Source organism: Mesorhizobium sp. 10J20-29, from assembly GCF_054130485.1.
Genome location: NZ_CP199156.1, coordinates 3,925,397 through 3,948,802, shown reverse-complemented (window position 1 = coordinate 3,948,802; position 23,406 = coordinate 3,925,397). Strand labels below are relative to the sequence as shown.

The 23,406-nt window shown below is 65.6% G+C and carries 23 protein-coding genes; 15 read left to right on the top strand and 8 right to left on the bottom strand.

Annotated features, from left to right (window positions below; translation table 11 throughout):
- Positions 1-4: 4 nt before the first annotated feature.
- A complete protein-coding gene (gene gatC / locus ACT2BZ_RS18895) occupies positions 5-292 on the bottom strand; it encodes an Asp-tRNA(Asn)/Glu-tRNA(Gln) amidotransferase subunit GatC (protein WP_457936819.1) in 288 nt (95 codons plus the stop codon).
- 98 nt (positions 293-390) lie between these two features.
- Complete coding sequence (locus ACT2BZ_RS18890; RefSeq protein WP_457936818.1) at positions 391-1,536, bottom strand: acyltransferase family protein; 1,146 nt, start codon at positions 1,534-1,536, stop codon at positions 391-393.
- Positions 1,537-1,924: 388 nt separating this feature from the next.
- On the opposite strand from ACT2BZ_RS18890, the gene ACT2BZ_RS18885 reads away from it, so the two are divergent.
- Both ACT2BZ_RS18885 and ACT2BZ_RS18880 read left to right on the top strand, forming a co-directional pair.
- Positions 1,925-2,860 carry a hypothetical protein gene (locus ACT2BZ_RS18885; RefSeq protein ID WP_457936817.1) on the top strand — a complete coding sequence of 312 codons (936 nt, stop codon included), beginning with the start codon at positions 1,925-1,927 and terminating at the stop codon, positions 2,858-2,860.
- A 31-nt stretch (positions 2,861-2,891) separates the two neighbouring features.
- Positions 2,892-4,013, top strand: coding sequence for a GNAT family N-acetyltransferase (locus ACT2BZ_RS18880; protein ID WP_457936816.1), 1,122 nt, complete (start codon positions 2,892-2,894; stop codon positions 4,011-4,013).
- Between the two features lies 1 nt (position 4,014).
- Here ACT2BZ_RS18880 and ACT2BZ_RS18875 read toward each other — a convergent pair whose 3' ends face one another.
- Positions 4,015-4,722 (bottom strand): metal-dependent hydrolase, encoded by a 708-nt coding sequence (locus tag ACT2BZ_RS18875; protein ID WP_457936814.1) that lies wholly within the window; start codon positions 4,720-4,722, stop codon positions 4,015-4,017.
- A gap of 73 nt (positions 4,723-4,795) precedes the next feature.
- On the opposite strand from ACT2BZ_RS18875, the gene ruvX reads away from it, so the two are divergent.
- Positions 4,796-5,281: a Holliday junction resolvase RuvX gene (gene ruvX, locus ACT2BZ_RS18870; protein WP_457936813.1), complete on the top strand. Its 486-nt coding sequence runs from the start codon at positions 4,796-4,798 to the stop codon at positions 5,279-5,281.
- On the opposite strand, the gene ACT2BZ_RS18865 is transcribed toward ruvX, so the two are convergent.
- Complete coding sequence (locus tag ACT2BZ_RS18865; RefSeq protein WP_457936812.1) at positions 5,248-5,559, bottom strand: DUF6105 family protein; 312 nt, start codon at positions 5,557-5,559, stop codon at positions 5,248-5,250. The two genes, ruvX and ACT2BZ_RS18865, sit on opposite strands and share 34 nt — an antisense overlap.
- A 256-nt stretch (positions 5,560-5,815) precedes the next feature.
- On the opposite strand from ACT2BZ_RS18865, the gene ACT2BZ_RS18860 reads away from it, so the two are divergent.
- Complete coding sequence (locus tag ACT2BZ_RS18860) at positions 5,816-6,751, top strand: AEC family transporter (protein WP_457936811.1); 936 nt, start codon at positions 5,816-5,818, stop codon at positions 6,749-6,751.
- On the opposite strand, the gene ACT2BZ_RS18855 is transcribed toward ACT2BZ_RS18860, so the two are convergent.
- Positions 6,733-8,382 carry a DNA alkylation response protein gene (locus ACT2BZ_RS18855; RefSeq protein WP_457936810.1) on the bottom strand — a complete coding sequence of 550 codons (1,650 nt, stop codon included), beginning with the start codon at positions 8,380-8,382 and terminating at the stop codon, positions 6,733-6,735. The genes ACT2BZ_RS18860 and ACT2BZ_RS18855 overlap by 19 nt on opposite strands.
- A gap of 142 nt (positions 8,383-8,524) precedes the next feature.
- Between ACT2BZ_RS18855 and ACT2BZ_RS18850 the strand changes: the two genes are divergently transcribed.
- The 4 genes from ACT2BZ_RS18850 to dprA are packed head-to-tail and all read left to right on the top strand — an operon-like array spanning position 8,525 to position 12,522.
- On the top strand, positions 8,525-9,490 hold the full coding sequence (locus ACT2BZ_RS18850) for an aspartate carbamoyltransferase catalytic subunit (protein ID WP_457936809.1): 966 nt from the start codon (positions 8,525-8,527) through the stop codon (positions 9,488-9,490).
- On the top strand, positions 9,487-10,773 hold the full coding sequence (locus ACT2BZ_RS18845; protein ID WP_457936807.1) for a dihydroorotase: 1,287 nt from the start codon (positions 9,487-9,489) through the stop codon (positions 10,771-10,773). The genes ACT2BZ_RS18850 and ACT2BZ_RS18845 overlap by 4 nt, the downstream gene beginning before the upstream one ends.
- A 31-nt stretch (positions 10,774-10,804) precedes the next feature.
- Positions 10,805-11,392, top strand: a complete 588-nt coding sequence (plsY, locus tag ACT2BZ_RS18840) for a glycerol-3-phosphate 1-O-acyltransferase PlsY (RefSeq protein ID WP_457936806.1) — start codon at positions 10,805-10,807, stop codon at positions 11,390-11,392.
- Positions 11,389-12,522: a DNA-processing protein DprA gene (dprA, locus tag ACT2BZ_RS18835; RefSeq protein WP_457936804.1), complete on the top strand. Its 1,134-nt coding sequence runs from the start codon at positions 11,389-11,391 to the stop codon at positions 12,520-12,522. The genes plsY and dprA overlap by 4 nt, the downstream gene beginning before the upstream one ends.
- Positions 12,523-12,541: 19 nt before the next feature.
- Here dprA and ACT2BZ_RS18830 read toward each other — a convergent pair whose 3' ends face one another.
- On the bottom strand, positions 12,542-12,739 hold the full coding sequence (locus tag ACT2BZ_RS18830) for a hypothetical protein (RefSeq protein ID WP_457936802.1): 198 nt from the start codon (positions 12,737-12,739) through the stop codon (positions 12,542-12,544).
- 13 nt (positions 12,740-12,752) lie between these two features.
- On the opposite strand from ACT2BZ_RS18830, the gene ACT2BZ_RS18825 reads away from it, so the two are divergent.
- The 4 genes from ACT2BZ_RS18825 to ACT2BZ_RS18810 all read left to right on the top strand — a co-directional run bounded on the left by ACT2BZ_RS18825 (position 12,753) and on the right by ACT2BZ_RS18810 (position 18,407).
- Entirely contained in the window at positions 12,753-12,962 is a 210-nt protein-coding gene (locus tag ACT2BZ_RS18825; RefSeq protein WP_457936800.1) for a hypothetical protein, read from the top strand.
- A gap of 67 nt (positions 12,963-13,029) precedes the next feature.
- Positions 13,030-15,657: a type I DNA topoisomerase gene (topA, locus tag ACT2BZ_RS18820; protein ID WP_457936798.1), complete on the top strand. Its 2,628-nt coding sequence runs from the start codon at positions 13,030-13,032 to the stop codon at positions 15,655-15,657.
- A 6-nt stretch (positions 15,658-15,663) separates the two neighbouring features.
- Positions 15,664-17,967, top strand: coding sequence for a ribonuclease R (rnr, locus tag ACT2BZ_RS18815; RefSeq protein WP_457936797.1), 2,304 nt, complete (start codon positions 15,664-15,666; stop codon positions 17,965-17,967).
- 2 nt (positions 17,968-17,969) lie between these two features.
- Positions 17,970-18,407 carry a DUF983 domain-containing protein gene (locus ACT2BZ_RS18810; protein WP_457936795.1) on the top strand — a complete coding sequence of 146 codons (438 nt, stop codon included), beginning with the start codon at positions 17,970-17,972 and terminating at the stop codon, positions 18,405-18,407.
- A 26-nt stretch (positions 18,408-18,433) separates the two neighbouring features.
- On the opposite strand, the gene ACT2BZ_RS18805 is transcribed toward ACT2BZ_RS18810, so the two are convergent.
- Positions 18,434-19,105, bottom strand: a complete 672-nt coding sequence (locus ACT2BZ_RS18805) for an SDR family oxidoreductase (protein WP_457936794.1) — start codon at positions 19,103-19,105, stop codon at positions 18,434-18,436.
- A 234-nt stretch (positions 19,106-19,339) separates the two neighbouring features.
- Between ACT2BZ_RS18805 and ACT2BZ_RS18800 the strand changes: the two genes are divergently transcribed.
- Positions 19,340-20,074, top strand: a complete 735-nt coding sequence (locus tag ACT2BZ_RS18800; protein ID WP_457936793.1) for an NUDIX hydrolase — start codon at positions 19,340-19,342, stop codon at positions 20,072-20,074.
- Between the two features lie 3 nt (positions 20,075-20,077).
- Here ACT2BZ_RS18800 and ACT2BZ_RS18795 read toward each other — a convergent pair whose 3' ends face one another.
- Positions 20,078-20,752, bottom strand: coding sequence for a hypothetical protein (locus ACT2BZ_RS18795; RefSeq protein WP_457936792.1), 675 nt, complete (start codon positions 20,750-20,752; stop codon positions 20,078-20,080).
- A gap of 250 nt (positions 20,753-21,002) precedes the next feature.
- Here ACT2BZ_RS18795 and ACT2BZ_RS18790 point away from each other — a divergent pair, with 250 nt between their 5' ends.
- Positions 21,003-22,178, top strand: a complete 1,176-nt coding sequence (locus ACT2BZ_RS18790; RefSeq protein WP_457936791.1) for an MFS transporter — start codon at positions 21,003-21,005, stop codon at positions 22,176-22,178.
- Positions 22,179-22,337: 159 nt separating this feature from the next.
- A complete protein-coding gene (locus ACT2BZ_RS18785) occupies positions 22,338-23,396 on the top strand; it encodes a hypothetical protein (protein ID WP_457936790.1) in 1,059 nt (352 codons plus the stop codon).
- The last annotated feature ends 10 nt before the right edge of the window (positions 23,397-23,406 follow it).

The window sequence follows — 23,406 nt, the reverse complement described above, 5'->3', positions numbered from 1 at the left end:
GCCGCTACTCCACCACCTTCGGCACGAGGAAGAAGTTCTCGTCGGTCGCAGGCGCGTTGGCCACGATGTCGTCGGCCTTGTTGCCGTCGGTGACGACGTCATCGCGCTTCTTCATTTCCATCGGGATCACCGAAGTCATCGGCTCGACACCGGTCACGTCGACTTCGTTCAGTTGCTCGACGAAGCCCAGGATGACGTTGAGTTCGCCGGTCATGCGTTCGGCATCCTCATCCGTCACGGCAATGCGGGCGAGGCGCGCGACGCGCTTTACGGTTGGAATATCGACGGACATGCGGGCCTCTTGCGGAGCGCGGAATTACCGCCCGCGCTATAGCGGCGCACGGCGCCGTGCGCAACAGGTGCCGTCTCGCGACGACACGCGCTGCCCGGTTACTCCGCCGGCAGCGCCGTCGGAGTGCTGGCCACCTGCCCGGCTGCCATCAGCCGCCTGCGCAGGTTTAGCGCCGGCCGCTCGACGAACGTCCAGGAAAGCCAGGCCGCCCCGGCAGCAATCAGCATCGCCAGGCCCGCATTGCCGTAGGAGTTCAGCCCCGGCAGCGCCCAGGCCAGCCATTGCTGGACGAAGAAGCCGATGATGTAGATGCCGTAGGAAAGATCCGTCCTGGCAGTCCAGCGTTGCAAGGCTCCCATCCTGAAGCTGCCGAGCCAGAAGCTGCCATAGGCGACGGCCAGGATCATCAGCGGATAGCTCAGCGCCGACGCCGTTGCGAGCGCCAGCGTGGCGGCGGCTGCAGTGGCGAGCAGGATCGGCAGGCCGACCGGCACGCGGTCCCTGGCGATCCAGGCCGCGACACCGAGGTAGAAGGCAAGGAAGAAGCGCGCCAGCTGGTCGGCGAAGGAAAAGGATTCGGCGTCGGGCGCGCCGCCGAGCCAGGCGGCCGAGACGGCGAGGACGGCAATCACCGGCCAGAGCCGCGCCATCCCGCGCAGCCGCGTGAGGGCCATTGCGGTCAGGAGCAACAGCAGCGAGGCATAGGCCAGGACCTCGAAGCGGATCGTCCAGATCGGTATGTTGATGGCGCCGGGCACCGGGTTGTCGGCGAAGACGCCGAGCAGTGGCACGCCGACCGAGAAGGACAGCACGGTTCGGGCGAAGAACCTGCCCGCATTGTCGATCGTCCAGTAGTCTGCGGCCGCCGCATTCGTCAGGATCAGGCCGCCGGCCACGACGATCAGCAGGTTCACGACGATCAGGGCCGGCATCACACGCAGCGTCCTTGCCAGCACGAAGTCGGTCACGCCGGACGAGCGCTCGAAACTTGCCGCCACCATGAAGCCGGAGAGCGCGAAGAACACGTGTACCGAGTGGGCGCCGAGCGACATGCCGGTCGACGCAACGAGGGGCTCGGGCGTGGACCAGCCGCCGACGACGCCGAAGGAATGCGTGTAGACCACGCAGAGCGCTGCCAGGAGGCGGACCACGCCATAGCTGTTGTCGTCCTTGTCGGCGTAAAGCGCGAGCGGAAACCGTATCCCGCCTGCCCCGCCAGTAGCCTGCACGGGTGATCCAGCCATTGCAGATCTCCGTCCCGGGGAGTGGCTTCTCACAAGAGTGCGAGCGACCACATTCGTGCGATTATTAGCATTTTGGCGGGTGCTTGAACTTCTTAACTGACTTCTTCATTAATCGATAAAATTTGATCTACTTCCTTAAACAATACCATCCGACGGAAGGGCGGTGTTACGGCATATTTGTTTTAATTCCGACGGTTTTTACTAACCTTCTCTTAACTTTTCGCCGGAATTTCCCGGGTCCGTTTACCCATGCGAGCCGGAAATCGGCTACCCCATCGTCAGCTTCATGAGATGCGGAGTGGTTAACGGCCAGTCCGCCGCAGGGCGCAACGGGAGCTCCTTTTCCGTCGCCTCATCGCAATTCAGTCAACAGGACGGAGCAGCGACAATGAACTCGATGGCAATGAGCCAGGACATCATCGCCGACTGGGAAGACCGCCATCAGCGTCTCTTCGGCACGGAGATAGTGAAGCTCAGGCACCGCCTGGCGGAGACCGGCATGTTCACCCGCGAGGCACTGGGCAGGCTGATCGAGCGCTGCCCGCCGCAAGAGCTCGGCCTCGAATCGATGTGCGTGGAGACCGACAGGCCGGACCGCATCTATGGCGAACTCGGCGGCGCCAGCGGCATGGAGGCGATTGCCGCCATCGAGAAGGGCCGCATGTGGATGAACATCCGCCGCATCATGGACTGGGACCCCGAATACAGGGCGTTGCTCGACCGTGTGTTCGACGAGTTCGAAGCACGCATGCCGGGCTTCACCACCTTCAAGCGCAACATCGGCGTGCTGATCTCCTCGCCCAACGCCAAGGTCTTCTACCACGCCGATATCCAGGGGCAGTCGCTGTGGCAGATCGAGGGCATCAAGCGCGTCTATCTCTACCCGCGCTCCAGGATCTTCATCACGCCCGAGATCGTCGAGAAGATCCTGCTCAGGGAAACCGACGAGGACATGCCCTACGAGAACTGGTTCGACGACTATGCGACGCCGATCGACCTCAAGCCCGGCGAGATGGTGACCTGGCCGCTATACGCGCCGCACCGCGTCCAGAACCACGACTGCCTGAACATCTCGGTGACGATGGAGCACTGGACGAAGCAGATCTGGAACTCCTACGCCGTGCACTACGGCAACGGCGTGCTGCGCCGCACGCTCGGCCTCAAGAACACGTCGGTGCGCGATCACGGCCTGCACGTTTACCCGAAGGCCGGCGCGGCCTTCGCCTGGAAGAAGCTGGGCCGCCAGATATCCGGAGACGTCGTGAAGACACGCGACTTCCGCATCGATGCAAGCGCGGAGATCGGTCGCGTCGACATAGGGTGACGGGCACTTCGTCAACCCGGGGGGAGTTGCCGTGAACATTCATGTGGAGGAATCAGGTCTTCGCCCCCGGGCAATCGCCCGCGTCGAAAGCGGTTTCGATTTCCTGTCCGCGGAATATGCGGAGCTTTACCGGCGCTCATGCGCCTCGGCCTTCCAGCGGCCACTCTGGCTGCAGTCGATCTATGACGTGCTGGCGCCGGGTCTGGGCGCCCGCGCCCACGTCATCACGCTGCGCGGTGCCGCGACCGGAGACCTGCAGATGGTGGTGCCCCTGGTCCGGCAGCGCAGCTGCGGCGTCACCGTGCTGCAGCCTGCCGACCTCGGCGTCTGCGACTACAATTCGATCGTCGCCTCGCCCGAAACGATGCGGTCCGTCGCGGCCGACGCCAGCCTGTTGCGGCAGATCCGGACACTGCTCAAGGTCGGCGACGTGCTGATCTTCCGCAAGCTCAAGGAGCACCGGGCCGAAACGGCGGCGATCCTCGGGCTCGACGCCCTGACATCCAACGAGAACAGCGCCTTCGACGTCGAACTCGGCGGCACGGATTTCGGCGAATGGCAAAGGGCGCATTTGAAGAAGCGGTTCCGCAACGGCGCGAGTCGCAGGTTGCGAAAAATACGCGCGGATCATCGTTGCGTCGATTTCGTCACCTTCAGCGACCCTGGCGAGATCGAGGCGGCCATCCGCTTCATCGCCAAACACCGGTCGGCACGCTTCAAGGACGACATCCTGCGCCAGGAAGCCTATTTCGACTTCTATCTTCACCATGCGCTGGCCGGTGCGCCACGAGGCGATGCCGTCACCTCAGGCCTCGTCGTCGACGGGACGCTGGTTTCCGCCGATTTCGGCATCGTCGGCAACGGTGCCTATCACTCGATCCTCTGTGCGGCACGGCTCGACACTTACGGCCAGTATGCGCCTGGAATGCTCGGGCTGATGGAGTTGCTGCGCAGCCGCCATGCGACTGGCGAGGCCCGCTTCGATTTCGGCATCGGCAGCAGCCGCCAGAAGTCGGATTTCGCGGCGACGGAGCACCCGCTCTACAACCTCACGGCGGCCACCAGCATCAAGGGAAGCCTTGTTTCGCTGATCTATAACCGGGCGAAGCCGATGAAGACCATGCTGCGACGCCGGTTCGCCTCGATCCGCTAGGCTAGAGTTCGACCGGTCTGCCCTTTTCTGGCACCAGCACCTTTGCGCCCGACCCTTCCATGCCTGCCGTGAACTTGTCGGCATCCGGGTCGACCATCGGGAAGGATGCGTAGTGGCAGGGCACGATCGTGTCGAACTTGAAGAAGCGCCGGCACGCCAGCGCGGCCACGGCCCCGCCCATGGTGAAACGGTCGCCGATAGGCACCAGGCCGATCTTCGGCTCATGCAGTTCGTTGATCAGCGCCATGTCGGAAAAGATGTCGGTATCGCCCATGTGGTAGAGCGTCTCGTCCTCCGGGAAATGCAGAACGAGCCCGAGCGGGTTGCCGAGATAGGTATTCTGGCCGCCCTCGCCGCTGAATGAGGACGAGTGGTGGGCCTGCACGAAGGTCGTGGTGAAGCCGCCGCAATCGACGGTGCCGCCGGTGTTGCCTGGATTGATCCGGTCGCCCGAAACGCCCTGGCCGACGAGAAACATGCAGATCTCGAAGTTCGCGACCAGCATCGCGCCGGTTTTCTTCAGGATGGCGGCCGCGTCGCCGATATGGTCGTTATGGCCATGCGTCAGAAGAACGTGTGTCACCCCCTCGGCGGGGCCCTCCCAGCCACCCTGCCAGGCCGGGTTGCCGGTCAGGAACGGATCGATCAGGATGCTTGCGTCGCCCGCGTCGATGCGAAAGGCCGAATGGCCGTACCAGGTCAGTTTCATGCCGGACTATTCCTCGATTTCTGTTGCGTCAGAAGATAGAAGCAGGTCCGCCCATGTAAAGGACGCTATCGCCTTGCCCGTCATTGAAGCCACAGATCTCCCCGACATCCTCGCCGGCGGCAGGACGCTCGCCGGGCTTGACCTCGGCGACAAGACGATCGGCATCGCCGTGTCCGACCGCGGACTGTCGTTTGCGCATCCGCGCCCGGTGATCGTCAGGAAAAAATTCTCCATCGACGCCGCAGCGCTGCTGGAACTGCTGAAGCGCGAGAATGTCGGCGCGGTGGTGATCGGCCTGCCGGTCAACATGGACGGCTCCGAGGGGCCGCGGGCACAGGCTTCGCGCGCCTTCGTGCGCAACATGGCCAGGCTCACCGACCTGCCCTTCGTCTTCTGGGACGAACGCCTGTCCACGGTGGCCGCCGAGCGCACGCTGATCGAGATGGATTTCTCGCGCAAGAAGCGGGCCGGCAAAATCGATTCGGCGGCGGCCGCCTTCATCCTGCAGGGTGTGCTCGACCGGCTCTACGCGCTCGGCGAGGATTCAACGCCGAAATAGCGCTCGCGCATCGTGCGGCCCCAGGCCAGCAGATTGTGGCGCCGGCGGAAGGCCCAGATGGCCATCAGCAATCCCGTATCCAGCACGCAGGCCTTTGCGACGAGCGGCGGTATCGTCGCCGGGTCCACGCCCAGCATGTCGCCATAGAGCTCGAAGAAAAGGTCGTGGAACTGCCGCGTCATCAGGACGTAGCCGAAATTCACGTCGTTGAAGGAGAGATAGAACCAGCCCCAGAACAGGCCCATCGGCAGGGCCCATAGCATGATCACCCAGCGCATCGGCTGCTCCCGGCTGGCGCTCCGGCGCCTCTGGCGGCTGCCCGAAGGGCCGCATGGATGGTCGGAAGAAACCGCATGGGAATCCTGTCTCGTTCAAGCGGAACAGTGATCCCGTAGGAATCTCGATGCAACGTAAACCATTTGTTAAGGTTAACGGCGCGGTTTCCTGTGGACCAAACTCTGGCCGGCTGACCGGGTTTACAGGGGCACCGCGTGTCCCTATGCCACGAACCTCCCGCGCCAGCCCGAGTGGTTCATGCTCGCCATCTTCGAAAGCATCCTTCCCGTCTTCCTGCTGATCGTGGCCGGCAACCTGCTGCGCCGTACCTCGATCATCAACAAGGAGGCATGGCCGGGTCTCGAACAGCTCGGCTACTGGTTCCTCTACCCCACGCTGCTGTTCTCGACGATCTACAAGGCCGATTTCTCGGCACTCGCGATCGATTCGATGATGGCGGCCCTGCTGTGCACCGTCGTTGTGATGGGAGCCTTCACCTTCGCGCTTTTCCCGCTGCTGATCCGCTCGGGCATGGTCAGGTCGAGCGAATATTCCTCGGTATTCCAGACCAGCATCCGCTGGAACGGCTTCATCGCACTGGCCGTGGCACAGAAGATCTTTCCGCCTGAAGGCATGGCCGTGGTTGCGCTTGCCATGGCCGTCATCATCGTGCCGATCAACCTGGCGTCGGTCTACGTCGTGATGCGCTTTGCCGAGCGGCAGGCGGACTGGCGCAGCATCGGCCGCAACATCCTCATCAATCCGCTGATCCTGGCCTGCCTGGCGGGCATCGCCATGCGCTTCATGCCGTTCGGGCTTTACGAGCCGATCGAAGAGACGCTGGACCTTGCGGGCCGCGCCGCGCTCGGCATGGGCCTTGTCGCCATCGGCTCGGGGCTGAGGCCGGAAGACCTGATCCGGCCGGGCTTCGAGCTCTATATCCCATCCGTCATCAAGCTCCTGCTCTTTCCGCTGGTCGCCATCGGCGTGGCGATAGGCTTCGGCGTGACGGGAAGCGACCTCGGCTACATCACGCTCTGCGCTGCCGTGCCAACGGCAATGAACGGCTACCTGCTGGCGCGCCAGCTCGGCGGCGACGCACCCCTCTACGCGGCGGTCACGACGCTGCAGACCGCCCTCTCCTTCTTCACCATGCCCGCCATGCTGGCTCTGGCTCAGTTGGTCGGCGGATAGAGCGTGTCGATGATCAGCCGCGCGTCATGGCGCGCGTCGATCATGCCGTAAGTCGTGCGCCACTGGCCGGCGAGCCGCGTCTCGATGAAGGCGTCGGCAATGCGTCCCGCCCCCATTCGCTTCAGTTCGGCCGCGGCTGCCGACAGCGCCAGCTGCTCGGTCAGGATGCGCGCCGATCCCTCGTCCGAAGCGGCCACCTGCATGGCCGCGCGCAATACCGCGACGGTACCCGGACCGCCCTGCCCCAGATCTTTCTCGATGCCGGCCAGCACTTCTTCGAAAAGGGCCGGCGCGCGTTCCAATACGCGCAACACATCGAGCGCCATAACGTTGCCCGAGCCCTCCCAGATCGCATTGACGGGCGCCTCGCGGTAATAGCGCGCCAACGGCGCCTCCTCGACATAGCCATTGCCGCCAAGGCACTCCATCGCCTCGTAGAGCAGCGCCGGCGCGATCTTGCAGACCCAGTACTTGACCACCGGCGTCATGGCGCGGGCGAAGGAAGCCTCTGCGCGGTTGCTCGCCGCCTCGTCGAAGGAACGCGCCAGACGGAACGAAAGAGCCGTCGCGCCGGCCACGTCGAGGGCCATGTCGGCCAGCACACGCTGCATCAGCGTCTGGTCGGCGAGCTTCTTGCCGAAGACGGTACGATGCCTGGTGTGCTGCACCGCCTCGGCGAGGCCCGCGCGCATCAGCCCGGACGAGGCGATCGCGCAGTCGAGCCGGGTCAGCGTCACCATGTCCATGATCGTCTTGATGCCGGCGCCCGGCTCGCCGACCATCTCGCCGATGGCGCCGACGAACTCGACCTCCGAAGAAGCGTTCGAGCGGTTGCCCAGCTTGTCCTTCAGGCGCTGGAAGCGAAAACCGTTGCCGGAGCCGTCGCCCAGCAGGCGCGGGACCAGAAAGGCCGACAGCCCCTCGCCAGCCTGCGCCAGCACCAGAAAGGCATCCGACATCGGTGCCGACATGAACCATTTGTGTCCGGTCAGGCGATAGAAACCGTTGCCGGTTCGCTCGGCGCGGGTCGTGTTGGCGCGCACGTCGGTGCCGCCCTGCTTCTCGGTCATGCCCATGCCGAGCGTCAGGCCGGTCTTCTCGACGGGCGGCTTCTGGCTCTGGTCGTACTTGCGCCGCGTGATGCGCGGCGCCCATTCGCGAAACAGCTTCGGGCTGGCCATCAGCGCCGCGAGCGAGGCGTTGGTCATGGTGATCGGGCAAAGGTGCCCGGTTTCCAGTTGCGCGGTGAGGTAGAAGCGCGCGGCCCTTACCTGGTGCCGGCGGCCGGTCTCGTCGGCGCCATTCTCCCAGACCGAGGAATGCAGGCCGCTGGCCATCGAACGGCGCATCAGCGCGTGATAGGCGGGATGAAACTCGACGACGTCGATGCGGTTGCCCTGACGGTCATGAGTCCGCAGTATCGGCGTCTCGGTATTGGCGAGCCTGGCCAGTTCCTGCGCCTCGGGGGTCAGGACGAAGCGGCCGAGACCGTCGAGGTCCTTGCGTACCGGCGCGGTGAACTCCTCGGCTATCTGGATGAGCAGCGGATCGCCGCGCCAGGCATTGCTTCCTGTCAATGGCGGCGGCTGGTTCGTTACCTCGTGCGTCACGCTTTGTCCTTCTTGATTCATTCCGCACGGCGAATCCGGATCGCCCGACCGGCTTTATAGCCCAAGCTGCCACAGGCGCGACGAAAATACCGGGGAGAAGGCCGCCAATCCAAAGCCTTTGTCTTGCTAGGCCTTCGCCACTTGCCTATAGCACCCCCTTGAGATGATCCAAGCGCCCGCCCTGCCGCTCTACCCGCACCGCCATTTGCTTGGCATCGGCGACCTGTCTCCCGCCGACATCGAACTGTTGCTCGACCGCGCCGACGCCGCCGTCTCGATCTCCCGCCAGTCCGAGAAGAAGACGACCGCGCTGCGCGGACGCACGCAGATCAACCTGTTCTACGAGGCCTCGACGCGGACACAGTCCTCCTTCGAACTCGCCGGCAAGCGACTCGGCGCCGACGTCATGAACATGTCGGTCGCCAGTTCGTCGGTCAAAAAGGGCGAAACGTTGATCGACACGGCGATGACGCTCAACGCCATGCGCCCCGACATCCTGATCATCCGCCACCAGTCGGCGGGTGCCGCCGCGCTGCTTGCCCAGAAGGTCTCCTGTTCGGTCGTCAACGCCGGCGACGGCGCGCACGAACACCCCACGCAGGCCCTGCTCGACGCCCTGACGATCCGCCGCGCCAAGGGACCGCTGTCGAAGCTGATCGTCGCGATCTGCGGCGACATCCTGCATTCGCGCGTCGCGCGCTCCAACATCATCCTGCTCAACGCACTCGGCGCACAGGTCCGCGTCGTCGCGCCGTCGACCCTGCTGCCGTCCGGAATCGAGAAGATGGGCGTCATCGTCGCCCGGTCGATGGCGGAGGGGCTGAAAGACGCCGACGTGGTGATGATGCTCAGGCTGCAGCGCGAGCGCATGGCCGGCTCCTTCGTGCCGTCGGTGCGAGAGTATTTCCGCTATTTCGGCCTCGATGCCGAGAAGCTGAAGGCCGCCAAGGGCGATGCGCTGGTCATGCATCCCGGGCCGATGAATCGCGGCGTCGAAATCGCCTCCGAGATCGCCGACGGGCCGCAGAGCGTCATCCAGGAACAGGTCGAGATGGGCGTCGCCGTGCGCATGGCAGTCATGGAAGCGCTGCTCGATCCGCGCCGCAATCCTGGCGGGGCGGCCGCATGAGCGTCACCGTCTTCGAGAATGCGCGCATCGTCGATCCTTCGCGCGGGCTGGACGAGACGGGAACCGTCATCGTCGATGGCCGGAAGATTGTCGCGGCCGGTGCCGATGCCCGCAACCAGGGCGCGCCGCAGGGCGCCACCATGATCGACTGTCGCGGCAAGGCGATCCTTCCCGGCCTCGTCGACGGCCGCGTCTTCATCGGCGAGCCGGGGGCCGAGCACCGCGAAACGATTGCCTCGGCGAGCCTTGCGGCCGCCGCAGGCGGTGTCACCTCGATCGTCATGATGCCCGACACCGATCCGGTTATCGACGACATAGCGCTGGTCGAGCACGTGCTGCGCGCCGCCCGCGACACGGCCTTGGTCAACGTCTTTCCCGCGGCAGCCATCACCAAGCGGCTCGAGGGCCGCGAGATGACCGAGTTCGGCCTGTTGCGCGAAGCCGGCGCGGTCGCCTTCACCGACGGCCGCCACACCATCGAGAGCGCCGCCGTGATGCGCCGCGCCCTCACCTACGCGCGCGATTTCGGCGCCGTCATCGCGCACGAGACGCAGGACGCCGATCTCGGCAATTCCGGCGTGATGAACGAGGGCCTCTATGCCAGCTGGCTCGGCCTGCCCGGCATCCCGCGCGAAGCCGAGACGATCCCGCTCGAGCGCGACCTGATGCTGGCGCGGCTGACGGGCGGCGCCTACCACGCCGCCAAGATCTCAGCCGCCATGTCGGCGGCGGCCGTCGCCCGCGCCAAGGCGGACGGCGCCAGCGTGACCGCCGGGGTCTCGATAAACCATCTGTCGCTCAACGAGAACGACGTCGGCGAGTACCGCACCTTCTTCCGGCTGTCGCCGCCGCTGCGCGCCGAGGAGGACCGGCTGGCCATGATCGAGGCGCTGCGGGACGGCACCATCGACGTCATTGTCTCGTCGCACGACCCGCAGGACGTCGATACCAAGCGCCTGCCCTTCGCGGACGCTGCCGTCGGCGCGATCGGGCTGGAAACGCTGCTCGGCGCTGCACTGCGCCTCTACCACAATGAAGACGTCTCGCTGCTGCGGCTGGTCGAGGTCCTGTCGACAGCGCCGGCGCGATTGTTCGGCCTGCCCGGCGGCACGCTGAAGCCCGGAGCGTCGGCCGACCTCGTGCTGGTCGATCTCGACGAGCCCTGGGTGGTGCAGGAATCGGGCATCCGGTCGCGCTCCAAGAATACCTGCTTCGAGGGCGCGCGGCTGCAGGGCAAGGTCTTGCAAACAATGGTCGCCGGCCGCACAGTCTTTACCGCCTAGGCGGCTTTGCGCCGGCGCATTGGGAGGATTCATGTCTTACATCCTGATTGTCGCCCTGGCCTTCGGCTATCTGCTGGGATCCATACCCTTCGGCCTGCTGTTCACGCGCGCCGCCGGGCTGGGCGACGTGCGCAGCATCGGTTCGGGCAATATCGGCGCGACCAACGTGCTGCGGACCGGCAACAAGAAGCTGGCCGCCGTCACGCTGCTCCTCGACATCCTCAAGGGCACTGCCGCGGTTGCGGTCGCTGGCATCTACGGCCCGGACGCCGCAATGGCCGCCGGTGCCGGCGCCTTTCTCGGCCACCTCTTTCCGGTCTGGCTGGGCTTCAAGGGCGGCAAGGGCGTCGCGACCTATCTCGGCGTGCTGATCGGGCTGGCCTGGCAGATGGCGCTGCTCTTCGCCGCCGTCTGGCTCGCGGTCGCCTTCCTCTTGCGCTACTCGTCCGCCGCCGCGCTCGCTGCCGCCGTCGTCGTGCCGGTGACGCTCTACTTCCTCGGCCACGACCTCCTGGCGCTCGTCTTCGCGCTGATGAGCGCGCTGCTGTTCGTCCGGCATCGCACCAACATCTCGCGCCTGATGGCCGGAACGGAGACCCGTATCGGAGCCAAGGGGTGACAGCGGGGCCGGTCGGTCCGCGCCTATCGGACAGGCAGCGGCTGAGCTGGCTCCGGCTCATCCGGACCCCGAATGTCGGCCCGTCTACCTTTCGCGACCTCATCAACCGGTTCGGCTCGGCCGAGGCGGCGATAGAGGCCCTGCCCGAGCTTGCCCTGTCGGGCGGCCTGACGCGCAGCGTGCGCATTCCGCCGGTCGCCGAGGCGGAGGCCGAGCTCGAGGCTGCGGCGGCAGCAGGCGCACGATTCGTGGCGGTCGGCGAACCGGACTATCCTCCGGTCCTGCGCAACATGGACTACCCACCGCCGCTGCTTGCCGTGCGTGGCAACGCCGCGGTGTTCGCGCTGCCGCCCGTGGCGATCGTGGGTGCGCGCAATGCCTCGCTTGCCGGCATCAAGATGGCGCGCATGCTGGCCTCCGACCTCGGCAGGGAAGGCTATGGGGTGATCTCTGGGCTGGCGCGCGGCATCGACACGGCCGCGCATGAGGGCAGCCTCGCCACCGGGACCGTCGCCGTGCTGGCGGGCGGGCTCGACCAGCCCTACCCGGCCGAAAACGCCGACCTTTGCAATGGCATCGCCGAGCGCGGCGCCGTGGTCTCGGAAATGCCGTTCGGCTGGGAGCCGCGGGCGCAGGATTTTCCGCGCCGCAACCGTATCATCGCAGGGCTATCGCTCGGGCTCGTCGTCGTCGAGGCGGCAAGACGCTCCGGCTCGCTGATCAGCGCGCGGCTTGCCGGCGAAATGGGGCGCCTCGTCTTCGCCGTGCCGGGCTCGCCGCTCGACCCGCGCGCCGCGGGCGCCAACGGCCTGCTGAAGGACGGCGCCACGCTGGTCACCGAGGTCGGCGACGTCACCACGGCAATCGCACCGCTGATCGGGCGAAGCGAGCCGCAGACGGATTCGCTCGACGAGCCGCCGGACTTCGCCTCGGCGGCACCGGCCGACGATTCGGACCGCCGCCGCGTCATCGAGGCGCTCGGCCCGACGCCTGTCGGCATCGACGACCTGATCCACCACACGCGCCTGCACCCGGCGCAGGTCTTCATGATCCTGCTCGAACTCGACCTCGCCGGCCGGCTGGAGCGTCATCCCGGCAACCACGTGTCGCTGCTGCCTGGAGAGGGCTGATCGTCGGGCGCCGCCGCGCCTAGCGCTTCCTGCCGGGTCCGCCCTGGCCCGCCGGCTGGTTGAGCCGGTCGAGATCGCGCGCCTCCAGGTGGGCCATGTCGATCAGATATGCGAGCATGTCGAAGCCCTCCGAGTCGGCCATCATCTTGAGCTGGCCCAGCATGGACTGCAGGTAGTCGATCGTATCTGCGCGATTTCTGTCATGCTGATGCAACATCAGGTGACGCTCCATGGCCGAAAGACCATTCAAACTGTCCGCGATGAACCAATTGCCGGTGCTTTATTTCCATCGAACTTGCAGCGATCTTGGGTTGCGGAGAGAACTATCACAAATATTCAAAGTTGCAAAGATTCCATCGCTATCGCATAAGTTGCAGGCCGCCGATGTCCGTCAATTTGAGGGTTCGCACTTGACCGCGCGGAAAACCGCAGCCATGTGACGGACGATTCCAAATCTTCTAGGCGCCGCCATTTCGGACCGGCACCGCACGGGAAACACAATCGCTCATGGACGTCGTCGTCGTCGAATCGCCCGCCAAGGCGAAAACGATCAACAAATATCTCGGCCGCAACTACAAGGTCCTGGCCTCCTACGGCCATGTCCGCGACCTGCCGGCTAAGGACGGTTCGGTCAAGCCGGACGAAGACTTCGCAATGTCGTGGTCGGTCGACGGACCGTCCTCGAAGCGGCTCACCGAGATCGCCAACGCGGTCAAGGACGCCGACGGTCTGATCCTCGCAACCGATCCGGATCGCGAAGGCGAAGCCATTTCCTGGCACGTGCTCGAGGTCCTGAAGAACAAGCGCGTCCTGAAGGACAAGCCGGTCAGCCGCGTCGTCTTCAACGCCATCACCAAACAGTCGGTGCTCGACGCTATGGCCAACCCGCGCCAGATCGACGGGCCGCTGGTCGATGCCTACCTGGCGCGCCGCGCTCTCGACTACCTGGTCGGCTTCACCCTGTCGCCAGTCCTGTGGCGCAAGCTTCCCGGCGCCCGCTCGGCCGGCCGCGTGCAGTCGGTCGCGCTGCGCCTCGTCTGCGACCGCGAACTCGAGATCGAGCGCTTCATCCGCGAGCAATACTGGCAGATCGCCGCCATCCTCGGCACGCCGCGCAACGAGAATTTCGAGGCCAAGCTCACGGGCTTCGAGGGCAAGCGCCTGCAGAAGCTCGACATTTCCAACAAGGAACAGGCCGACGACATCAAGTCGATGCTCGACGGGGCGGCCTTCAAGGCGCTGTCGGTCGAGGCCAAGCCGACCAAGCGCAATCCCGGCCCGCCCTTCACCACCTCGACGCTGCAGCAGGCGGCCTCCTCGCAGCTCGGCTTCTCGGCCGTGCGCACCATGCAGGTGGCGCAGCGCCTCTACGAGGGTATGGACGTCGGCGGCGAGACCGCCGGCCTGATCACCTACATGCGTACCGACGGCGTGCAGATGGCACCCGAGGCCGTCGAGGCTGCCCGCTCTGCGATCGTCAGCGAGTTCGGCCAGGACTACCTGCCTGAAAAGCCGCGCCTCTATTCGGCCAAGGCCAAGAACGCGCAGGAGGCCCACGAGGCGATCCGCCCCACCGATTTCTCGCGGACGCCGGCCTCGGTGAAGCAGTATCTCGATTCCGACCAGTTCCGCCTCTACGACGTGATCTGGAAGCGCGCCATCGCCAGCCAGATGCAGCCGGCCGAGATCGAGCGCACGACCGTCGAGATCGAGGCTGAGAACGGCGCCCGCCGCGCAACGCTGCGCGCGGTTGGCTCGGTCATCCGCTTCGACGGCTTCCTGTCGGCCTATACCGAACAAAAGGACGAGGACTCCGAAGACGAGGAAAGCCGCCGTCTGCCCGAGATCCGCAGCGGAGAGACGCTGGCCCGCGACACCATCAACGCCACCCAGCACACGACCGAACCGCCGCCGCGCTATTCGGAAGCCTCGCTGATCAAGAAGATGGAAGACCTCGGCATCGGCCGGCCTTCTACCTATGCCTCGACGCTGAAGACGCTGGAAGACCGCGAATACATCACCGTTGACAAGCGCCGTCTGATACCGCATTCCAAGGGCCGGCTGGTCACCGCGTTTCTGGAGAGCTTCTTCCAGAAATACGTCCAGTACGACTTCACCGCCGCGCTCGAGGAGCAGCTCGACGAGATCTCCGACGGCAAGCTCGCCTGGAAGGACGTGCTGCGCGACTTCTGGAAGGATTTCTCCGGCGCCGTCGGCGACATCAAGGAGTTGCGCGTCACCGACGTTCTCGACGCGCTGAACGTGGTGCTGGCGCCGCTCGCCTTCCCGCCGCGCGAAGACGGATCGAACCCGCGGGTCTGCCCGAAATGCGGCGAAGGCCAGCTCTCGCTCAAGCTCGGAAAGTACGGCGCCTTCGTCGGCTGCTCGAACTATCCCGAATGCAGCTTCACCCGTCAGCTTGGCGAGGAAGGCAATGGCGAAGCCGGCGGCGGCGAAAATGGCGACCGCATCATCGGCAAGGATCCCTACACATCCGAAGAGATCGTCCTGCGCACCGGCCGCTTCGGCCCCTATCTGCAGCGTGGCGAGGGCAAGGAAGCCAAGCGTTCCAGCCTGCCGAAGGGCTGGACGCCCGACAGCATCGATCACGAGAAGGCGCTGGCGCTCCTGGCCCTGCCGCGCGATGTCGGGCAGCACCCGGAGAGCGGCAAGATGATCTCGGCCGGCCTTGGCCGCTACGGGCCCTTCGTGCTGCATGACGGCACCTACGCCAATCTCGACGGCATCGAGGAAGTGTTTTCCATCGGCCTGAACCGCGCCGTCACCGTGATCGCCGAAAAGATCGCCAAGGGCCGCGGCGGGCGTGGCGGCACGCCGGCGGCGCTGAAGGAGCTCGGCGACCATCCGGACGGCGAAGGCAAGGTCACCGTCCGCGATGGCAAGTACGGGCCCTATGTGAACTGGGGCAAGATCAACGCGACGCTGCCCAAGGGCAAGGACCCGATGTCGGTGACGCTCGACGAGGCCGTCGGCTTCATCGCCGAGAAGGCTGCCAAGGGCGGCGGCGGCAAGAAGCCCGCCCGCAAGGCCGCGGCCAAGAAGCCCGCCGCCAAGAAGACAGCCGCGAAGAAGAAGCCGGCTGCCAAGAAGAGCGCGGCCAAGGAAAAGGCGTAACCCACTTTGGCCCGACGCATCTCCGGCAAGAACAAGGCTGCAGGCGCCCGCAAGGCGATTGCCGCCCGGGGCGATTTCAAGCCGACCCGCGAGGACATCCTCAAGTTCATTACGGAGAACCCCGACCTGTCGGGCAAGCGCGAGATCGCCAAGGCCTTCAACCTGAAGGGCGACGATCGCGTCTGGCTGAAGGACCTGCTGCGCGACCTGCAGGACGAAGGCCTGCTGACCAAGGAGCGCAAGCGGCTTTCGCGCGCCGGCGCCCTGCCGCATGTCAGCGTGCTGGACATCTATTCGCGCGATTCTGACGGCGGGCTCCTGGCTCGCCCCAGCGAATGGAACGACAAGTTCGGCGATGCACCGGTGGTTTCGCTGACCGCGCCGCGCGGCGGCAAGGGTCCGACGGCCGGCGTCGGCGACCGGGTGCTGGCCAAGACCTTCGCAACCGACGGCGAAGGGGCGATCTCCTACACTGGACGCATCATCAAGCTGCTTGCCCGACGCGTCGACGCGACGCTCGGCGTGCTGCGCAAGCTCGATGACGGCTCCTTCCGCATCGAGCCCGTCGAGCGCCGCCAGCCCGAACTCACCGTCGACAGCGATGCGCTGAACAACGCAAAGCCCGGCGATCTCGTCGAGGTCGAGCAGGTTTCGGCCGGCAGCTACGGCCTGCCGCGCGGCAAGGTCCTGCAGGTGCTCGGCTCGCTGTCGTCGGAAAAGGCGGTCTCGATGATCGCCATCCACGCGCACGACATTCCGCACATCTTCCCGCCGGAAGTGCTCGCCGAGGCCGACGCGATAAAGCATGCGACGCTCGACGGCCGCGAGGATTTCCGCGACCTGCCGCTCATCACCATCGATCCGGCCGACGCCAAGGACCATGACGACGCCGTCCACGCCGAGCCCGACCCGGACGAGAAGAACCCCGGCGGCGTCATCGCAACCGTGGCGATCGCCGATGTCTCGGCCTATGTGCGGACCGGCACTGCGCTCGACCGCGAGGCGCTGAAGCGCGGCAACTCGGTCTATTTCCCGGACCGCGTCGTGCCGATGCTGCCCGAGCGCATTTCCAACGATCTGTGCTCGCTGAAGGAGAAGGTCGACCGCCCGGCGTTTGCCGTGCGCATGACCTTTGCCGCCGATGGCCGCAAGATCCGCCACAGCTTCCACCGCATCATGATGCGCTCATGGGCCAAGCTCGCCTATGTGCAGGCCCAGGCCGCGATAGACGGCAAGCCCGACGATGCCACCGCGCCGATCCTCGACACGGTGTTGAAGCCGCTCTGGGATGCGTATGAGGTGCTGAAGCGCGGCCGCGATGCGCGCCAGCCGCTCGAGCTCGACCTGCCCGAGCGCAAGATCCTGCTCAAGCCCGACGGCACGGTCGAGCAGGTCATCGTTCCCGAACGCCTCGACGCGCACAAGCTGATCGAGGAGTTCATGATCCAGGCCAATGTCGCTGCCGCCGAGACTCTGGAAGCCAAGAAGCAGGCGCTGGTCTACCGGGTGCACGACACGCCATCGATGGCCAAGCAGGAATCGCTGCGCGAGTTTCTCGCCACGCTCGGCATGTCGCTGGCACGCGGCGCCGCAATGAAGCCTAGTCAATTCAATGGCATACTGGCGCAAGTTCGCGGCCAGGATAATGAGGGCCTTGTCAACGAGGTGGTGCTGCGCTCGCAGAGCCAGGCCATCTATTCGCCGGAAAACCTCGGGCATTTCGGCCTCAACCTCAGGCGTTATGCCCACTTCACCTCGCCGATCCGGCGCTACGCCGACCTCATCGTGCACCGCGCGCTGATCTCCGCGCTTGGCCTTGGCAAGGACGGCATCACGCGTGCCGAGGAAGAGCGGCTGGAGGAAATCGGCGAGCTGATCTCGATGACCGAGCGGCGCGCCATGGCAGCCGAGCGCGACACGGTTGACCGGCTGATTGCAGCCTTTCTGGCCGAGCAGGTCGACTCGACTTTCGCGGCGCGCATCTCCGGCGTCACAAAATCCGGACTATTTGTCCAATTGCCGCAGTACGGTGCGGATGGTTTCATACCTATATCTACGCTGGGCGACGACTATTACCACTTCGACGAGGCAGCGCGCGCGCTGTTCGGCGAACGATCCGGCAAGGGCTTTCAGCTTGCCGACCATGTCGAGGTGAAACTGGTCGAAGTTGCGCCGCTTGCCGGCGCGATGCGTTTTGAAATGTTGACTGAACCAAAGCCGATGCCCGGATCGAAGAAATCGTTCCACAAGTCGAAGGGCAGGACATCGCGCTCGCGGGCCTCCCAGCCGCGCGGTCGCAGCAGGAGATAGACATGGATACCCAGGTTTTTGGCGGCGAGAATCATACCGGCCGCCCTGCCCGCGCCGTCTGGAACGCGATGTGGAACGGCTTTCGCTGCAAATGCCCTAAATGCGGCGAGGGAAAGCTGTTTTCCTCGTTCCTCCGCGTTGTCCCGGCCTGCGCCCATTGCGGCGAGGAAATGCACCATCACCGCGCCGACGACCTGCCCGCCTATCTGGTGATCGTCATCGTCGGTCACGTCGTGCTCGGCGGCTTCATGGCCTTCGAGGCCAACAGCACGCTCTCCATGTGGCAACACCTTGCCATCTGGGCGCCGATCACGGTCCTGATGTCGTTCGCCCTGCTGCGGCCGATCAAGGGCGCCATCGTCGGCCTGCAATGGGCCTACTACATGCACGGCTTCAGCGGCGTCGACGACCATCCCGAGCCGCTGCCCGAAGAGGGCTGAGGCAGGCCTCCGGCCTGCCCTGGGCCTCAGTTCGTCGGCATGAGATAGACTTCGCGCACCGTCGCGCGCGGCTCCTGCTCGAGCGCAAACATCACCGCGTTGGCGACATCCTCGGCCTGCAGCTTGTCGGGCTTGGCCTCGTCGAAGAAGGGCGTGTCGACCATGCCCGGCGCGATCACCGTGCAGCGGCCGCCCCATTCGCGCATTTCCTCGGCCATGTTTCCCGCATAGCCGTGCACGAACCACTTCGTCGCGCCGTAGATCGATCCGGCAATATGCCGCCTGCCCGCCGCCGAGCCGGTCAGCAGCAGGTGCCCCTTGGTCTTGCGCAGATGCGGCAGGCTGACCCGCGTCGTGTAGAGCAGGCCCATGATGTTGAGGTCGACGACGCGGCGCCATTCGTCCGGGTCGCCCTTTTCGGTGCCGGGCGCCTTCACGCCCATGCCGGCATTGGCGAAGGCGGCGTCGAGACCGCCGAACTTTTCCACCGTCTGGGCCACCGCCTTCTCCTGGGCGGCGAGATCGGTCGCATCGCCCGGCAGCGCCAGCGCCCGGTCGCCCATCTCCTCGACCAGCGCCTCGAGCTTGTCGCTGCTGCGCGCCATCAGGCCGATGTTCCAGCCGGCTGCAAAGGCTGCGTGGGCGGTCGCCGCGCCGATGCCCGACGATGCGCCGGTAATGAAGAGTGTCTTGGCCATGTTGCTTCCTATCCTTGTGTCAGCCCGACACGTAGTCCCTCAGGCATGGATGGCAAGAGATGCCGCGCGCCTCTGCGGCTGCTGCAACCCCGGCGTTCGACCGCTCGCCATTCCTTTCCGGCGCATTTTGCGCCACCCCTCGGGCCCGGGCAGAGACGGTCCCGCGCAGCAATCCCCGGTGCAGCGAGCGCATTGACGCTTTTACTTCCGGCAGCGCCTGCCTAGTGTGCCCCGATGGATGGCATGAAGAAATCGGAGGTCGACCGGCTCGAAGGCTACGCGCTCGGCAAGGGCCCGGCGCGGCCGCGCGACGCGGCGACGCTGATCCTGCTCGACCGGCGCGCCAGCGGCGTCCACGTGCTGATCGGCCGGCGTCACGCCGCGCACGCCTTCATGCCGGGGAAATTCGTGTTCCCGGGCGGCCGCACCGACCCTGCCGACAGCCGCGTACCGGTCGCCTCGCCACTCGACCCGCAGGAGGAAGCCAAGCTGATGGCCGGCGCCGGGCGCACGAGCCATGCGCGGGCCCGCGCCATCGCGCTTTCGGCCGTGCGCGAGACCTATGAGGAGGCCGGCCTGCTGATCGGAGAAAAGGGCGGCTTCGAAACGCGCAAGAGCGACTGGCAGGGCTTTTGCCAGCACGGCGTCAGGCCCTCGCTCGCAGGGTTGCGGATGATCGCCCGCGCGATCACGCCGCCCGGCCGCGTGCGCCGCTTCGACACTCGCTTCCTCAGCGCCTGGCGCGACGACGTCGCCGTCGAACTGCCGCAGGGCGGACCGACCAACGAACTCGAAGAGCTCGTCTGGTTGCCGGTCGCCGAGGCCAAGGAGGCCGACGTGCCGGCGATCACGAAAACCATCCTGGGCGAACTGGAAATGCAGCTTGCCGCCGACCCGACGCTGCCGCCCGGCCTGCCAACGCCCTTCTACCGCATGATCGGCAAGCGCTTCATCCGCGAGCTGCTCTGAACCCTAGCCGCCGGCGCCGACCTCCCGCACCTCGAAGCGCGACAGGCTGATCTCGCTCTTGGCGCTGCCGTCCTGGGCGGCCGCCAACTCGAAGCCGACGAGCGAACCGCCTTCGGGCGCGAGGGCCTCGAACTCGGCGACGGTCTGGTCGTCGAGCTTGAAGGTTACCGTGTTGCCCTTCACCACCGCCGAGAGCTCGAATTTCTGGCCGCTGGCGATCTTCTTGCCGCCGGGCAGCTTCGACCAGGCAACCGGGGTAAGCCAGCGATTGTCCTGAAGCCGCTGCACGGAATAGATGCCGACCAGCGGCGCGACCTCGAACGTGTAGTAGTTCGCGAGATCCCTGCCCCAGACGACGAGGCCCACATAGGGCTGGGTCTCGCATTTCTCCGCGTCGGTGCACTGGTAATCGACCGTATAGGAGGCGCAGGCCACCGCGTTGTCGAAAAAGCCCCACTGGCTGAGCGCGCGCTTGACGCCGCCCGGCGCGTAGGAAACCGAAAGCCCGTTGGAGTCGATCTTCTCGGACTTGGCGTCCAGCGAGACGCCCCAGGCCGGATTGAGCTTGGTGAAGCTGTCGTCCATCAGCACCCTGCCACCCTCGCAGGCCTGGCCGACCGCCGGTATCGCGACGAGGGCGACCGTCACCGCCATGGTCCTCAGAAATGCTCTCAACATGCTTCTTCCCTTCTGCACGGCCATGCCGCATCTTCAATTGCACGCACCCGAACGGTGGCATGACGTCGCGCCCGGACCAAGCCGAACCTGCCAATCTCGGGCCGACAAGGCAATACGCTATGTCGCGCTCTTGTCTGGTCGCATCATTATTGACGCTGCACAATTGACAGCAGGGCCGATTTGGGCGACCGCGTCGCATCGTTCAATTCCCGCCAGGCGGGATCGGACTGACTGCCAGTCGTGAAGAACCATGCAAAGTGATTCTGCGTCCACCACCGAAACGCTGCGCTGGCTGCCCATCACGGCCGCGGTTTCGTCAATCAGCGTGGTTGGCATCGCCATCGGGCTCGGCACGCCGCTGCTCAGCATCATCCTGGAGACGCGTGGCTACTCCGCCTCGATGATCGGCCTCAATACGGCGATCGCCGGCTTCGCGACGATCGCGGCTGCGCCGCTTTCGACGCCGCTCGCCACGCGCTTCGGCGTCGTCTGGACGATGCTGGCGATGATTGTCATCGGCGCGCTGTCCATCATCGGCTTCTATTTCGCCCCGGCCTTCTGGATGTGGTTCCCGCTGCGTGCCATCCTGCATGTCGCGCTCACCGTGCTGTTCATCCTGTCGGAATTCTGGATCAGCACGTCGGCGCCGCCCAGCAAGCGCGGTTTCGTGCTCGGCATCTATGCCACCGTCCTGTCACTCGGCTTTGCCGGCGGTCCCTGGCTCTTCGCCCAGATCGGCAGCCAGGGCTTCCTGCCCTTCGGCGTCACATTCGCCCTGGTGATCGTCGCCGCCATACCGGTGCTGGCCGCGTGGCGGGAAAGTCCGACCATCACGCCGCGCCGCGAAGGCTCGGTGAGCTTTCTCCGCTATATCTGGCTGGTGCCGACCGCGACCGCCGCCGTCCTGGTCTTCGGCGCCGTGGAGACCGGCGGCTTCGCCCTCTTTCCCGTCTATGGCGCGCGCATCCACTATTCGGAAGCGGATGCAGCGCTGCTGCTCAGCATGATCGGCCTCGGCAATGTGCTGCTGCAGATCCCGCTCGGCATGCTCAGCGACCGCATCAGCGACCGCCGCCATCTCCTGCTCGCCTGCGCCATCGTCGGCCTCGTCGGCACGGTACTGATGCCTTGGCTGGCCTTCGACTGGCACCTGATGGCGGGGTTGCTCTTCATCTGGGGCGGCGTGGTCGCGGCCCTCTATACGATCGGCCTGGCGCATCTCGGCTCGCGCCTTTCGGGTCACGAACTCGCCTCCGCCAATGCCGCCTTCGTGCTCTGCTACGGCCTGGGCATGGTGCTCGGGCCGCAGGCCATCGGCATCGCGATGGACCTGTTCGGCACCAACGGCTTCAGCTGGGCGTTGGCACTGTTCTTCGGCCTCTACATCCTGGTCGCCCTGTCGCGGCTGGTGGAACGCCGCGGCTGACGCAAATCCTTTGGAAAGACCGGCATTCCCGCCGGATTCTTTTGACAGCCGGTGTCGTGGCTTGCACAATTCCGCACGTGCCCTGGCGCTGCGTGTCGTCGCGATCGAATGACATCGGTCGAGCGGACGGCACCGAAAAAGTGGGCGACATCAATGCACATGAACGGATTTTCCATCGGACGGGCACTTGCCGTTCTCGTCCTGGCCTTCCTGCTGCCGGCGCCCGGATGGGCGACGGAGGCTCAATCCCGGCTTGAGGGCCGCACGCTCGACGTGCTTGTCGGCTTCTCCAACACGGGCGACGGCGCGCGCTTCTGGAACCTGTTCTCCGGCGCCTTGCGTCGTCATTTGCCGAAGACGGTCATCCGGGCGCGCTTCGACGACACGGCGCGTGGAGCCAAGGGGACCAGCGACCTGTTCAGCCTGCCTGAGGGTTCCCTGGCCGTCGGCTTCGTACGGCCGCCCGATGTTGCTTTTGCCCAGGCACGCAAGCTGGAAAGCGTCGATTACGATCTGCATCAGGCGAAATGGATCGCCGGGGTCGAGGAAGAAAGCTTCGTCATGGTGGCGCGGCGCGGCCTGCCGGTCGAACCGCAGGCACTGCGCGCGACGGGCAACAGCCTGATCATGCCGGTAAGCGACATTCTGGCAACGCACGCGACTGTCGGCGTGCTGCTCAATGCAGTCACCGGCATCGGGGCAAAGGTCGTCGTCGGATTCGGCAATTCGGCCCGCCTCAAGTCCATCCTGGCCGGCGATGCCGACTTCTATACCGCGGCGGCGGACCAGGAATTGCAGCCGCTCTTCGAATCGGGCGACGTGCAGGCGCTCTACACCATCGTCGGCGAACAGTTCCCGCCCCAGGTCGATCGGTCGAGGACGCTCGAGTCCTTTCTCGTGCCGGGCGCACCGCAGGCCGTGGTCGACTACATCAAGTCGGCAAGAGGCATGGGCCGCGCCTTCTTCGCGCCACCGGGCGTGAACGCCGAAGACGTCGCGGCGTTGCGCGAGGTGTTTCACGCGGTTCTGGTCGACCCTGATTTCGTGGCGGAGGCAGCCAGCATGGCCGTGCCGGTCGCCGCCGTCGATTGGCAAGTCGTCGAACGCCAGACCCTGGAAATCCTCCCGACCGACAGCGCCAGACTTGAGCAGATCGAACATGCCTATGCCTGTGGCTTGGCGATGTCGGAAGGCCGCAGCGATCGCTGTGACTTCTGAGCCGTTGGCG